Origin of the sequence: Streptococcus sp. CM6 (assembly GCF_000526095.1) — a bacterium.
Lineage (GTDB): Bacteria > Bacillota > Bacilli > Lactobacillales > Streptococcaceae > Streptococcus > Streptococcus oralis_BW.
The window spans coordinates 78,808-92,797 of sequence record NZ_JATS01000012.1; the positions used below are offsets into that span (position 1 = coordinate 78,808).

Genomic DNA, 13,990 nt, shown 5'->3' on the forward strand with positions numbered 1-13,990 from the left:
TCTTTTCTAAAATGTTGTTCTATGAAGTATTATACCACTCTAAAAATAAAAATCAATATCTTGTGTCAAAAATCCTAAAATTTTTAAAATTCCACAAGATATTGATTTTTTGTTATTTTGATTTATAAAGTTTGAACTCGCTAGTATCTGTCTGAACAAGCTCATAGTTTTCACTGAGCCAGCTCTCTACATCTGACCACAAGGCAACTTTTTGATTGACCATAATCATCTTCGGTTCATTCTCTTTCAGGTCATTCATCAGTTTGGTTTTATTTTCGTCATTTGCAGTATAAAGTGTTGGCGTCACTAGAGAGGTCGGTGCCAAGCGTTCGCTTGTACGATAGAAATCTGGACGATCATCCCATGCATAGACACGATCTTCAGAACTCGTTTGTTGTTTGACTACGCTAGCAAGTCGCTCTCTCTCCTGATAAGTTACCGGGTGCGAAAGGTAGCGACTCGCGATAGGGAGAACAATGAGGTAGACAAGGGCAATCAGTGGTAGATAGAAATTTCCTTTGAGGAAAGAGGCTTTTTTCTCACGTCTTCTTCTACGAGGACTGCCTCCATCAGAAACATTTTCTTTGATCCCTGTCAGAAGGAGCAAAGTCAAGAAAGGAAGGAGAGCAACGAGATGAGTACCGTTGACAGGTTCTTTTGAGAAAATCAAGTGCCCCAAAGAAAGCAATAAGCCCAAACTAGCAGCAATTGATAGGGAATACTGCTTAGCTGGTTTTGACTGGAACAAACCAGAAAAGAGCAAAGTAAGGGAACCTAGCCCAATGGCAAGTAAGCCGTAGAAGGCTGCATTTTCAAGCAAATGTGCATTTGAAAAGAGGCTAAGAGTATTTACTGGATACAAGGTCTGGCTAATGGCATCCCCAAAACTACCTGTTAATACTGTATAGTAGCCCAAAGGATAGAATAAGAGTGAGAACCCTAAGGCTGACGCAAAGAATTGATATAAGCCATGAACAAAGTGACCTTTGCCTAAGTTAAAACCGATAATTCCCAAGGCTAGTGTAGCTGCAAATAAGGCTGTTGGGATTGGCGAAAGGAAGAAAGCAAGTGCAAGGCTCATACCAACACGTAAAAATCCTTTGTCATCGTTTGGATAAGCTAGATAGTTCGTAACAATGCTAAGTGAATAAAATAAGAAAGGCAAGGCTAGCAAGAGAGCATAGCCACCACCAAAAGCGAGACCTGCTACCAACAAATTAAACACAAACACAAGCTGCTTGGCTTCTTCTACACGGCCTGTAAGAGTATCCGCAGATTTAAAAAGAAAAACACCTGCTCCAAACAAGGCCAACCACTCAACCAAAGCAATCAGAATACTGCCTTGTGAAAGATAGGCAAGCAGGTAATAGAGCAATCCCTCCGTCCCAAAATAATCGGTATACATTTGACCATTTTGATGCAAGGCCCAACCAGTATAAAGATCCTGAGTTTGTTGCGGGCTTACTAAACCAAAAATAAGGGGGATAACCACAGAAATAGCTGTAGCCACTAAACTCCAAAGCAAGATACTAAAAAAGGGAATCGGAGCTCCTTCTCGCTTTTCTGGAACGGACCAGTCTTGGTAATGAGATTTTTCTTGTTTCTCATCTATTTTCCCGTATACATTCATTCAATTTCTCCTCTAAGTTTATCTGTTTTAGTATATCAAAATCTTACAGGAATGTCAGCTTGGGATTGATATTTGCTGAATTTCTTATCCAATATCGCAAAGCGTTCGATTTCACGAAAACGGTGAAATAGACTATTTCTATACTCTCTGATAAAATCATCATCTTCTAGATTAAGCATGTTTTTCTCCTTTACTTATCTATTCGTAAGAAGACAAAAAAGATCCAGCCTTGGGCTAGATCTTGATGGATAGTTAGAGCATAGGTGCAAACAACTGGACAATTTCCTTGATCAGGCTTTGATACCAGCTTGTTTTGATGGTGTGGGGATAAATTTCTTGAGAAACTTTAAAAATCTCTTCGAAGTCCCTTTCAATATCGATGATGGACTGCGTCCTATAAAGCAAGACGGCATTTTCATAGTGGTGAAGCAAACTCCGATAGTCAAAATTGATGGTTCCCACAGTAGCTGCCTCTCCATCGACAAGCATTTGCTTACTATGAAGGAATCCCGGGCTATACTCATAAATTCGAACCCCTGCAGATAACAAGTCTGGATAGGCTCCTCTAGTAACTAACTGAATAACCTTCTTATCTGGTATACACGGCGTTACAATTCGCACATCTACCCCTCTCAGAGCTGCATTTTTGATACTTTCTGTTAAATCATAGTCAGCAATCAGGTAGGGAGTCGTGATGTAAACATAATCTGTAGCTTGATTGATAAGATTTTGATAGACCGTTTTTCCAACCTGGGCTCGGTAGATAGGTTTTGGCCCGCTACTGTAGGGAATACAGAGCCCCATCCCATCTTTTGGTTGATTTTCGAGATGGTATTGGTCAAAGTCGCTAATTTCCCCACGGTTGATATACCAGGTTGACAAAAAGAGTCTAGTAAAAGCCTTAACCGCTGATCCATCTAGGCGAATACCGCTATCCTTCCAATAACCAAAGCGTTCGATATGGTTGATATACTCATCTGCTAGATTGGCACCACCTGTATAAGCAATCTGCCCATCGATAATCATGATTTTACGGTGATCACGATTGTTATAGGCAACGGTCAATCGTGGAATTACCTTGTTAAATTTATGGGCTTCAATCCCTCGACTACGAAGCTGGATGGTATAATCACCAGGCAAGGTTGCCATACAACCAATATCATCATAGAGAAGCTTCACTTCTACCCCTTGAGCCGCCTTTTCTTCCAAAATTTTCAAAATACTATTCCACATCAAGCCTTCTTCGATGATATAGTACTCAAGAAAGATAAATTTCTCCGCTTTCCTGAGATCCTCTAGCATCTGGTGCCACATGCTTTCCCCTGAAGGGAAAAAATGGGTATCTGTTCGATTATAGACATCGGCATTCGTGTCCATGCTGAGGAGAGATTTGATAACCCCGTAAGCCGACTTGTCTTGTTCCTTTAACTCCAAACGGAGAGCTCTGCTATTATCCTCTCGGCGAACCATTGATTGGAGCTGCTTTAGTTGCTTCATTTCTTTTTTAGATAAACGGCGTTCTCCAAACATGATATAGAGCAAGGGACCAAATACTGGAACAAAGGCTACTAACAGCCAAGTTACCTTGCTTTCTGGATTCATAGAACGATTGACAATCGATACAATGGTCGCCATACTCATCAAAATAACTAGGATAATCCAGAGAATTGGAGCCATCTGACCTAGATAGAGAAACAAACCAAAGACGATAAACAACTCTGCCAACATGATGGTAATGCTAAAACCATATTTGGACATGAGTAGCTGTATTTTTCTAACTGTCATACATTCCTTTCCTTTTCTAACATTCTCCTTAACTGCTTGATAAACTAATCTTTCTACTAGTATACCTCAGTTCAAGGGTAGATGGCAACCTTTTACCTTTTCTAAAGTTCCAGCCGTTCCGTGTTTAGATGATTGTTACAATTTCAGAGCCAACATATTGACCGTCATACCAGCTGCAGTCCCCATAAGGTAGATGACATCTCCCTCCTTGACCAGCCCATGATCTAAAGAATAAGCCAATCCAAACGGTACAGAGACTGACACCATATTTCCATAGTCAGTGACGAGATTGAGGTACTGATCCTCGGCCACACCTAGTTTTTCCATGACCAGAGGAAGAGCACGACTTGCTTGGTGAGGAATGATATAGTCCACGTCTGCCAAGGCTAGCCGTGTTTTTTCTTGAAACTCTTCAAACATGACTGGGATCTTGCGAGCAGACAAGAGGAGGATTTTCTTCCCCTTCATGTCAAACATATAGTTGGTCTTAGTCGCTTCAGAGTACTCTTTTGGTTGAAAAGAAGTCAGACCTCCACGAATCTCCGTATCGTGAGCTCCTTCCGACCAAGTACGTTGGAGACTAGCAATGACCCCTTTTTCCTGATGACTTTTTTGGAAAATAAAGGCTGCCGCCCCATCACTAAAGAGTTCAAAACTTTCTTTTTGCTTGGGATTGAGCCCTAAACTACCAACCTCACTGGATACAATCAAGACACGACCGTATTCGCCCGCCTCAATCAAGTGGGACATAGTCGATAGAGCAGAAATAAAGCTGGTACAGGTCGTATTGATGTCCATTGCTGGAATTGAGAGTCCTTTTGCCACGCGCTCATGAATCAAGGCAGCCGTACAAGGAATAGGCTGAACACCAACTGCACTAGCTGATACAAGGCAATCGATATCTTTAATATCCAAATTTGCATGTTCAAGTGCACGGTGGATAGCTCCTTCTGCCAAGTCGAGTTGCGTTTCTTCATTTTCAACTACACGATAACGGGTTTGGTCTTTAAATTGAACTGTATGCTTTGGAAGGCAAATGCCATAACCTGCGATTTCTACATGTCTTTTTACTTCTGTCATTGTCTTTCTTCCTTTCATAAACGTTGGATACGTTTGAGTTTACGACTAGTATCCCAGTGATAATCTGAAAATTGGATTTGAGGAACTATGAACTCTTTTTGCTGGGCCAAGAGTTGGAACTGTGCTAAAATTGCTGTCTCTACGTCCTCATCTCGTCGGCTTAGACAAACTTCCACTAATTTCTCGGAATGTTGCTTAACTTGATAATCTCCTACATTCTCCACAAAGAGGATACAACGCCTGATAAAGTCTGGATAGATCGTTACCTGCCCCCCATTCTGCCCTTCAAAGTAGAAGATATCATCAGAACGTCCTTCGACCTTGTCAATCCGTGTATAGTAGGAGCCACAGGGACAAGGCTCCGGATTTTCAACCAAGATATCATTGAGCTGGTAGCGATAAACAGGCTGACTACTTCGCTTAAAGTCCGTAATCACTGGATAAAAACGGCGGTCATCTAGATACTGCTTTTCTACAAAGATAATGTCTTCGTTGAGATGCAGATTGCCCGCTGAGCAAGTGCAGGCTAGGAAACCTTCAGTTGCCTGATAAACTTGGTCAATGATGGACAGAGAAAAGGCCTCTGCGATGCGTTCCCTATCACTATCTTCCAAGATTTCCGCCACCGAAACGATTTTTTGTGGGTGAATAGCTAACTCTCCATCCTTGAGGCGCTTGCTCAATTCAATCAACATAGAGGCTGGCGCCACCACAATAGTTGGTTGGTAGCTATTGAGACGCTCTATATGCTCATCTGTATGTTTGAAAATATCAAAATACTCTAGACGAATGAGCGCCGTATTGATGGTCTGATAGAGTTCATTATCGGCTCTCAGGAAAAAGGCGATGCGGTGTCCAAAAAGCTGCCCCTTTGGCAACATCTTTGCCAAGATAGCTCCCGCCCACATACTTCGCTCTTTCTCTGTTGTGATAAAGAGGCCCCGATGTCCAGATGTCCCTGAAGACAGACCGACTGCTACTTCGCCTTTAAGTTCACTGAAATCACGGGTTTTCTCACTTTCAATAGCTAAGGATAAGGCTTCTTCACGATCCACTCCTTGGGTGTTGAGTTCGTTGAAATGTTCCATCATAAAAGCTTTGTCCATATGGTCAAAGTCGCTAGGCACCCCATTTTTAAAGTAGGGAGACTCTCGCTTTAAAAAATCCATATAGTTGGCTAATTGCTTTTTCTGATAGCTCTCTACAGCCTCTCGAGATTTGAAGTTATGAAGCCAACGAGTTTGGATAAAGGTTTTAAGAAAGGTTATTTTTTTCATATAAGATTGACTCTATCCTTTCCACAGGGTCATGACTAACAAGCACCTCAATACTGTCCTTTAAGACTTCCTCTAGAAACTCTGTCCCCTTGATATAGTCCACCTTGTTATCTTGAACCAAGGAAGGAATCAGATGCATCTGTTTGGTGTAAGGCAAAAGGTCAATTCCCCAACAAAGATCTGCTGCAATGAGGAGGTTAAAGTCTGGAAGATACAGACAGGCTTGCCCCCTAGCATGCCCGTCAACAGAAGCAACTAGGATACTGCCATCTCCAAAAAGATCACAAATCGGACGATAGGGAAAGGTTGAATCTTGCTGGTCAGCTCTGATAATGGTTAGATTTTTTTCAAAAGAAGTTGGTAGAAATTCCTTGAAAATCAGGTCTTTCAACTTGGGTTTTTGATAAACTTCATACACTTCTTTTGTCAGGATAAAGGTTGCATGAGGAAAGAAGCTAGCTCCTCCCAGATGATCTGGATGTAAATGAGATAGAAGGACATAGTTAATTTCTTCTGGTTTGATTCCCTTCGCTTCTAGCAAATATGAAATCTGGTCCTTTTCCGTCATTTGAACAGGTGTTCCTAGACGATAAAAACCATAGCGAAGCTTCGTCTTAATATCATAGTGATAGCCAGTATCATATAGCAAATAGCCCTTGTCTCTGTGTTTAATCAGAAAGACACCAGCTGGAAAAGTCATCTTTTTATTCTTGACTCCCTTGAATAGCAAACCTGTATAGCTAGTACAGTAGCCTGCTGGGAAATAATCAATGCTTTCGATAATCTTGGACATATTGTTCAATCCCTTCCGAAATACTGATTTGAGGGCGATACCCCAAGTCTAGCTCCGCCTTGCTGATGTCCAGCGTCTGGCTATACCGCAGCAAATAATAGGTATAGCGTGTCAGAGCCGGCTCACCTTTAAGTTTCAAGGTCTTATAAAGAAACTCTAAACTACTGGCAATAACTGAAATAAGAGGAGCTGGCACTTTTCTGTATGTTATCGGATAGCCCAGTCCTCTCAGGGTTTCTTCTATCAAATCCTTAAAGGCTCTTGGTTCCCCATTGGTAATATTATAGACTTCGCCACTAGCTTGAGGAGCCTCTAGAGCCAAGCGAATTGCCAGAGCGACATTTTCCACACAGGTCATATCCATGAGCTGACGACCGTCCCCTATCAAGGGAATACCAATCTTCTGACTGAGTTTGAGAACTCGGGGCAAAATACTGGTATCCCCAATCCCAAAAAGCCCACGAGGTCGTAAGATAATGCTCGGAACATCGGGATAATCCTTAAACAGCTTCTCCGAAGCCAGCTTACTACGAATGTAGTTGTTCAGATTATTTTCCTGAGGTGCATCGCTTTCTTTGATAGCTAGCTGATCTCGAGGAGCAGCATAGATGCTCGGCGATGATACATAAACCAAACGCTGAATCCCCGCCTCCCGACAAGCATCCAGAACATACTTGGTTCCCAAGACATTTGTCTGGTAGAAGTCCTCCCAAGGTCCCCAAACGGTAGAAAGAGCACCCGCATGCACAACCATGTCCATCTCTTGACAAGCCTGAGCTAAGTCCTCTTGTTTGGTCAAATCTCCCTGAAAAAATGCCACAGTAGAAGTTTCTAAAGACTGACCCATCTTGCGATTGCGTCCAAAAGCGCGTACCTGATAGCTCGACTGACTGAGCTCTTCAACAACATACTTACCTAGAAAGCCCGTAGCACCTGTTACCAATACTTTCTTCATTTTTTACTTCTCCTTGTCCCCTAAGAGTCGATGTATTTCGCTCTTCAGAATCTCTGTTGGCTGATAGATTTGAGCTGCGCGACTGAGTTTGTTCAAGTCTGACCAATCATCTCTATCCAACAACTCATCAAAAGCGCGTCCAATCGCTTCTGTATCCTCTCGTTTAGCAGTCAGGGCAATCCCTGCCTCTAAGCCACGAACCGCATAGTCATACTGATCATAGTCATGGGGGAGAATCAAGGCAGGCTTGCCATAGATGATACATTGGTAAAAAATGCCCGCACCGCCATGATGAATCACATAGTCCATCTGGGGAATGTATTCCTTATAGGGAAGATAAGATACCACAGAAACATTGTCCATGAGCTCTTCACATTGGAAGTCTTGTCCGCCAAACCCCAGAGTCACAAAGAAGTGGCAATCTGGATGTGCTTCTGCCAATTGTTGTGTCTGATAGAGGAGATTGTCTTTGGCCCATGCTAGCTGAGTGCCACAGGAGACAAGGACCTTCTTATAATCTGCATAAGGAGACAAATCGAGGGGATAATTTTCTGCCCTCTCAATCGAAGACCCAAAAGGTCCCACCCAAAGGTAGTGCTCTGGAAAACCACTTTTCAGCTCCAACTCTTTCATCCCAATTCCCAAGATGGAATAGGGCGAATAGATGGTTTCCTGACCTTTCTTATTGTAGAGCCTAAAATCGTAACGTTTCAATCGTTCTCTCAATAAAAAGCTTACGATTCGTTTCCCTAAACGAGTCCCTTTTCTTCCTAGCCATTGCAGACCAGATTGGAAAGATGTTTTTGGACTGCCCATTCCTCCAAAGAAACAAGGCGGTCCATCTGTCGTTTCAATGGCAAACTGTGTCGCCATTGTGGTAATCCAGGGAATATTCAACTGTTCCGCTACAAGTCCTCCAGAGAGGGTTATAAAGTCCGCAATCACAATATCCGGTCTATTTTCCTGCCACTCTTGCACTAATTGATCTGAAACCACATTGATCAAATCAAGACTAGCTGACAACTGTCGATAAGCAGAAATAAGGTTTAACTGCCCTTCATTGTTGGCTACACGCTCAAACTCATCTACACAATTTTCTAAAATGGGAATCACCCGGAAGCCCATCTCCTCTGCGACAGCTTTTCGTTGCGGTCCTGTAAATAATCGAATCTCATACAAGGGATCCTTCAACAAGGGTGCGAGTAAATTCAGGGTCGGGAATAGATGCCCACTTAAGGGCACTACAACCACATCAATTTTGATTTTTCTCATATGTCTAGGATAGCAAATTTTTAAAAAAAGAACTACCAAAATGATAGTTCTTTCCAGCATTATTTAGCTTCTTTCTCACTTTATGAATCAGAAGAGTTCTTTGTATAGTGCAATAGTTTCTTCTAAGGTTGGCATAAATGGATTTCCAGGTGCACAGGCATCGATCAAAGCATTCTTAGAAAGGTAGTCAAAGTCAAAGTCTTTTTCTTGGATACCGAGTTCAGTTAGTTTCTTCGGAATACCTACTGTTTCAGACAGTTTCTCAATTTCAGCAATAGCATAGTCAGCACATTCTTGGTCTGTTTTCCCTTCAACATGGAGTCCCAAGGCCTTGGCCACATTGCGAAAAGCTTCTGGTACACGCTTGGCATTTTCACGCTCTACAACTGGAAGAAGCATGGCACAGCAGACACCATGTGGCAAGTTATATACCGCACCGAGTTGGTGAGCCATAGAATGAACATATCCCAAACCAGCATTGTTAAAGCTCATACCACCGAGGAAGATGGCATTGACCATCGCCTCACGCGCTTCAATATCTTGGCCATTTGCCACAGCACGAGGAAGATACTCCTTGATGAGTTCAATAGCTCCGATAGAGAGTTTCTTAGTCACATTATAAGCACCTGGTGTTACCAAGGCTTCAACAGCGTGAGTAAGAGCATCCATACCTGTCGCCGCTGTCAATCCTTTCGGTTTTGAAAGCATAAGTTCTGGATCATTGACAGAGATGAGGGCGAGGCTGTTCTTATCAACCATTACCATCTTGACCTTGCGTTCTTCGTCAGTAATGACATAGTTAATCGTAATTTCTGCAGAAGTTCCAGCTGTTGTATTGATCGCAACCACTGGCAACCCTTTTTCAGCAGACTTGTGGAGACCCTCATAGTCCTGTGGTTTTCCACCATTTGTAGCGATGATAGAGATACAGCTAGCCGCATCCTGAGGAGATCCTCCTCCAAGACTGATGATGAAGTCACATCCATGCTCTTTCAGGGCAGCCACTCCGTCTGTGACGTTCTTGCAAGTCGGATTTGGCTCCACATCGCTAAAGATCACATATTCGATCCCTTCAGCATCTAGTGGTTTTAGAACCTTAGGTAAAATATCGCTGCCCTCGATGAACTTGTCTGTCACCAAAAGGGCCTTCTTATACCCCAGTTCCTTGATATACGGACCTACTTCATTTACAACACCTTTACCAATAAGGTTAACTGATGGAACGTAAAATGTAGCCATATGCTTTTCCTCCTGCGCCTCTGCGCTATTTGATTATTTACCATAAGTATACGACCTTATAAGAAGTTTTACAAATATTTGTAAGCGTTTTAAGTAAAAAGTTAGTAAAGAACGGCCAGCTACTTTTCCAAGAAAAAAAGCTCCAAAAAGATATCTTTCATCTCATTGGAACTTTTACTTAATCATTATTGCTTCGTTAAGACTACTCGGTCAGCTGCCTCTCGGTCCATGTCATCGATAATCATTTGATTACCATTAACCGCGTAAATTTTAACATCATCTCCGATAATGACACGTTGATTTTCTGGCTCAAAGGTGACTTGCTTAATTTCCTTATCTCCATCTGCTTCGACCTCAGTCCATGTACCAGTTTTGCCTGTTACAACAAGAGTGATCTGGTCGTTCTCATCTTTTCCAGTATAGGTACCATCAATATTAGTCGGTTGAGCTGCCGCAGTAGTGTCCTGGCTTGAGGACGCCTGTGGTTGACTAGCACTGGTAGCCGCACTAGAAGATGATTCTTGTTGAGTAGATGATTGTTGAGCAGATGGCTGGGTAGATGCTTGTTCCTTAGGTCCACAAGCTACTAAAAGACTAAGAATTGCTAAAGAAGCAATAGAAAGTGTGAATGTTTTCGTTTTCATAGCGACTTCCTTTCTTTTGTGCTAGTGTATTTCTGAAATCGTTTTCGAGTTTTCCTATCCCCAGTATAGCAACTTAAGTCTAGAAGGTCAACTATTCTCATGATCTCCCACCAAACCCGCTCGTACTTCCGAGATAAAATAGAGAGAGCCCGTCACAAAAAGCAAGTCCTGATTGTTGGCATTTTCTTCAAATTCGCTGATAAAATCGCGATAAGAGTCAACCAGTTTATAACCAGAAACATCGCTTTCTTCTAGAGATCCTTGGTAGTCAAAGCCTGTTACCTTAAGTTCCACCTGAGGCAACTGCTCTGTTAGATAGGCTAACATCCCTTGGTAATCCTTGCGCTTAAGAGCGCCAAAAAGGACATGAGCCTGGTATCCTTGCTGGATTTTCCCCTGGATAAACTCTACTAGACGAGTCAAGGCTGGCAGATTGTGAGCCCCATCTAGGTAGATTTGCGGACGAATCCGTTCCAATCGACCTGCCCAATGTGTCTCCTTCAAAGCCCGTCTGACAAACTCTTCTTCGACCCTTTCACCTCTTGATGCCATAAACAGAAGAAAAGTTTCTAAAGCCAAGGCGGCATTTTCTTGCTGATAAACACCTTCCAAACCGATTTCAAGCTGGGAAAAGCTTGCTAGGCTGCTTGAGAAATTTCCAGTTTTCAAGGTGAAGTCTTGCCCAGCTTGATAAAGTTCAACAGCTAACTCTCTTGCTCTTTTTTGACAGACAAGCTCCGCTTCTGGAGCAAGCTTGGCAATGACTGCCTTCTTGCCAGCCTTGAAAATACCAGCTTTCTGCTCGGCTATTTCCTCCAGACTATCGCCCAAGGTCTCCTGATGATCTAGCCCAATGGAAGTAATAACTGCAATCTCTCCTGTTACGACATTAGTGGTGTCAAGTAAACCACCAATCCCCACTTCTAGCAGGACTAGATCCACTCCCTGCTCTTTAAAGTAAAGCAAAGCAATCAGAGTCAGTAATTCAAAAAAGGACAACTGGTCATGGGTTTGCAAAAGCGTCTTTTCCATCTCCTTGACTTGGTTAGCTATACGAACAAAGTCTTCCTCCGCGATCGGCTGTCCATTGATACAGATTCGATCATGGATGCCGATGATATGAGGAGAGGTAAAAGTACCAACTTTTTTACCATGAGCAACAAACAGCTCCCTCATAAAGGCAATAGTTGACCCTTTACCGTTAGTCCCTGTTACGTGGATAATAGGATAAGTCCTCTCTGGATTCCCCAGCAAATCCACAGCTCGCTGCATTCGTCCAAGACCAGATCTAAAGTTTAAACCAATCCGACTATGCAGCCATTCTTCTACTTCAAACATACATGTCTCCTTAACAAAAGTTCAATCAACTACAGCATCAAAGTATGATTACAAATAAAAAACGAGGTCGGGACTAAAATCCCGACCTCTTACCTGGTTAGCTAATCACTAGCTACTATGAATTTCAGCGTGGGCTAAAAACACCCCCCGGACATTCCAACTCTTTCTAGTTTCTAAGAGTTGGGGTGATACAGTCTCCCAGACTTACCAGTTCTCTCTTATTTCAAGGAACTGGGGTAAAAATATCCCCCGGACTTACTTACGGTCTTTATTTTTAGCGTAAGGGTAAAAATGTTCACTGAACATTTTTACTCCTCCATAAAGCTGTTGAAGACTTCTTCAATCATGTTCCATTCATCTTCTGAGTCTTCTGGGATTGGTTGCAATTCGCCTTCTGTTCCGTCTTCATTTTCGATGAATGAGTAAGCTTGGATTTCAACTTCACCATTTTCATCTTCTTCTGCGTTAACTGGCACTAGCAGAACATAGTTTTTACCAAATTCTTCTTTCCCATCAATGGTCAAAAGAATTTCAAACAAGGTTTCATTTCCTTGCTCATCTACTAGTGTAATCAATTCACGTTCTTCGTGGTCATGGTTGTGATCGTGTGACATAGTTTCTCCTCTGTCTTAAAATTTTCTATCTAAATAATTTTGCAAAATCAGCTGAGCAGCCAACTTATCAATAACTTTCTTGCGTTTGTTACGGCTGATATCTGCTTGTTCAATCAACATACGTTCCGCAGCGACCGTTGTCAAACGCTCATCCTGATAGTCTACTGGCAAACCAAAGAGTTCTTCTAGCTTGGCACCATAGGCTTGACTGGCTTCTACTCGCGGACCGCTGGTATTGTTCATGTTCTTTGGCAAACCTACTACAAAGCGTTCCACCTTATAGCTGTCAACCAATTCCTTGATACGGTCAAAACCAAACTGGCCCTGATCCTCATTGATCTGGATGATTTCAAGTCCCTGAGCGGTGAAGCCTAGTGGATCACTAATCGCCACCCCTACTGTTTTTGAACCAACGTCCAATCCCATAATTCTCATAGATTATAGATCGACTCCTTGTCCTTTAAGGTAGTAGCGTACCAGTTCTTCAACAATCTCATCACGCTCATACTTACGGATTTGATTTCGTGCATTGTTGTAACGAGGAACGTAGGCAGGGTCTCCACTCAATACATAACCGACGATCTGGTTAATCGGATTGTAGCCCTTGTCATTCAAAGAAGCATAAACATCTGTCAACGTTTCGCTAATTTCTTTCTTATTGGAATCATCCAATTTAAACCGTACAGTTTCTTCAGTAAATCCCATTCTAACACCCTCTTTCCTTAGAATAGTACTATTATAGCACATTCCCTGACGTTCTACAAATAAGTCAGTCTATTAATTTGGATTTTCTATTGTTCTGTCGCCCCATTTGCCACTCTGTCTGCAATATATTGGCTAGGTTCGTTTTTTAAGAGATTTTCAAGACCTATATTTTTTAAATATTCGATCTGAGATGCCTTTTTGACATCCAATACTTGAAAATCATAAGTCGTTGTTGTCTGGATTTCGGTCTCGCTGAGTAGCTTGGTTTCCAGTGTAAATCCTGCTAGTTTGCGTGCCTCTTGGATGGTCTCATCCTTCTCTTCAGCTTCTTGAAGCGCTTTTTGCGTCTCCTCTAGGCCATTTTCAGAGATAAAGTTCTTGAGTTCATCCCCGACAGGTCGTTTTTGCTGAATGGTCAAGGTCAAAAATTGATTACCTTTATAGGTAATAGTCTGAATCTGCTGCGTTCCATTTTCTGACTTCGGCATCAATAAGGTCTTGGTAACAACCGTATTCTTTTCGGCATTGTCCAAAACGGGAAGGTTTGATTGGATGGGGTCAGATGCTGTTGTAGAAGCAGCAGGGGTTTCCTTTTTTTGCCCACATCCCGCAAGCAAAAAGAGGAGAGCAAAACTAGCAATTAGTAACTTTTTCATAA

General features: G+C 42.3%; 15 protein-coding genes. All 15 read right to left on the reverse strand.

The features are described 5' to 3' along the window. Nucleotides 1-112 precede the first annotated feature (112 nt). Complete coding sequence (locus HMPREF1516_RS04015; protein ID WP_033605852.1) at nt 113-1,630, reverse strand: hypothetical protein; 1,518 nt, start codon at nt 1,628-1,630, stop codon at nt 113-115. A gap of 35 nt (nt 1,631-1,665) precedes the next feature. Beyond that, on the reverse strand, nt 1,666-1,809 hold the full coding sequence (locus tag HMPREF1516_RS10045) for a hypothetical protein (RefSeq protein ID WP_000933181.1): 144 nt from the start codon (nt 1,807-1,809) through the stop codon (nt 1,666-1,668). A 73-nt stretch (nt 1,810-1,882) separates the two neighbouring features. Next, a complete protein-coding gene (gene cls, locus HMPREF1516_RS04020; protein ID WP_002877899.1) occupies nt 1,883-3,415 on the reverse strand; it encodes a cardiolipin synthase in 1,533 nt (510 codons plus the stop codon). A gap of 135 nt (nt 3,416-3,550) precedes the next feature. Next, complete coding sequence (locus tag HMPREF1516_RS04025) at nt 3,551-4,495, reverse strand: 3-oxoacyl-[acyl-carrier-protein] synthase III C-terminal domain-containing protein (RefSeq protein WP_033585841.1); 945 nt, start codon at nt 4,493-4,495, stop codon at nt 3,551-3,553. A gap of 14 nt (nt 4,496-4,509) precedes the next feature. After that, the gene (locus HMPREF1516_RS04030; RefSeq protein WP_033605853.1) at nt 4,510-5,772 is read right to left on the reverse strand and encodes a F390 synthetase-related protein; all 1,263 of its coding nucleotides are present in this window, start codon (nt 5,770-5,772) and stop codon (nt 4,510-4,512) included. Next, on the reverse strand, nt 5,750-6,565 hold the full coding sequence (locus HMPREF1516_RS04035; protein ID WP_000034628.1) for an MBL fold metallo-hydrolase: 816 nt from the start codon (nt 6,563-6,565) through the stop codon (nt 5,750-5,752). The genes HMPREF1516_RS04030 and HMPREF1516_RS04035 overlap by 23 nt, the downstream gene beginning before the upstream one ends. After that, nucleotides 6,540-7,520: an NAD-dependent epimerase/dehydratase family protein gene (locus tag HMPREF1516_RS04040; protein WP_000757312.1), complete on the reverse strand. Its 981-nt coding sequence runs from the start codon at nt 7,518-7,520 to the stop codon at nt 6,540-6,542. Before HMPREF1516_RS04040 ends, HMPREF1516_RS04035 begins: the two co-directional genes overlap by 26 nt. Nucleotides 7,521-7,523: 3 nt before the next feature. Further along, on the reverse strand, nt 7,524-8,792 hold the full coding sequence (locus HMPREF1516_RS04045; RefSeq protein ID WP_025169578.1) for a glycosyltransferase: 1,269 nt from the start codon (nt 8,790-8,792) through the stop codon (nt 7,524-7,526). An 87-nt stretch (nt 8,793-8,879) separates the two neighbouring features. Further along, complete coding sequence (locus HMPREF1516_RS04050; protein WP_000190430.1) at nt 8,880-10,031, reverse strand: iron-containing alcohol dehydrogenase; 1,152 nt, start codon at nt 10,029-10,031, stop codon at nt 8,880-8,882. Between the two features lie 185 nt (nt 10,032-10,216). Beyond that, nucleotides 10,217-10,675, reverse strand: coding sequence for an SP_0198 family lipoprotein (locus HMPREF1516_RS04055; protein WP_000853139.1), 459 nt, complete (start codon nt 10,673-10,675; stop codon nt 10,217-10,219). A gap of 87 nt (nt 10,676-10,762) precedes the next feature. After that, the gene (locus tag HMPREF1516_RS04060) at nt 10,763-12,013 is read right to left on the reverse strand and encodes a bifunctional folylpolyglutamate synthase/dihydrofolate synthase (protein ID WP_000464350.1); all 1,251 of its coding nucleotides are present in this window, start codon (nt 12,011-12,013) and stop codon (nt 10,763-10,765) included. Nucleotides 12,014-12,321: 308 nt separating this feature from the next. After that, nucleotides 12,322-12,627, reverse strand: coding sequence for a DUF1292 domain-containing protein (locus HMPREF1516_RS04065; RefSeq protein ID WP_000017624.1), 306 nt, complete (start codon nt 12,625-12,627; stop codon nt 12,322-12,324). 15 nt (nt 12,628-12,642) lie between these two features. Further along, nucleotides 12,643-13,062 (reverse strand): Holliday junction resolvase RuvX, encoded by a 420-nt coding sequence (gene ruvX, locus HMPREF1516_RS04070; protein ID WP_002876031.1) that lies wholly within the window; start codon nt 13,060-13,062, stop codon nt 12,643-12,645. A 3-nt stretch (nt 13,063-13,065) separates the two neighbouring features. Further along, a complete protein-coding gene (locus tag HMPREF1516_RS04075; RefSeq protein WP_000507059.1) occupies nt 13,066-13,332 on the reverse strand; it encodes an IreB family regulatory phosphoprotein in 267 nt (88 codons plus the stop codon). Between the two features lie 86 nt (nt 13,333-13,418). After that, nucleotides 13,419-13,988, reverse strand: a complete 570-nt coding sequence (locus HMPREF1516_RS04080; protein ID WP_007518958.1) for an SP0191 family lipoprotein — start codon at nt 13,986-13,988, stop codon at nt 13,419-13,421. Nucleotides 13,989-13,990: the final 2 nt, after the last annotated feature.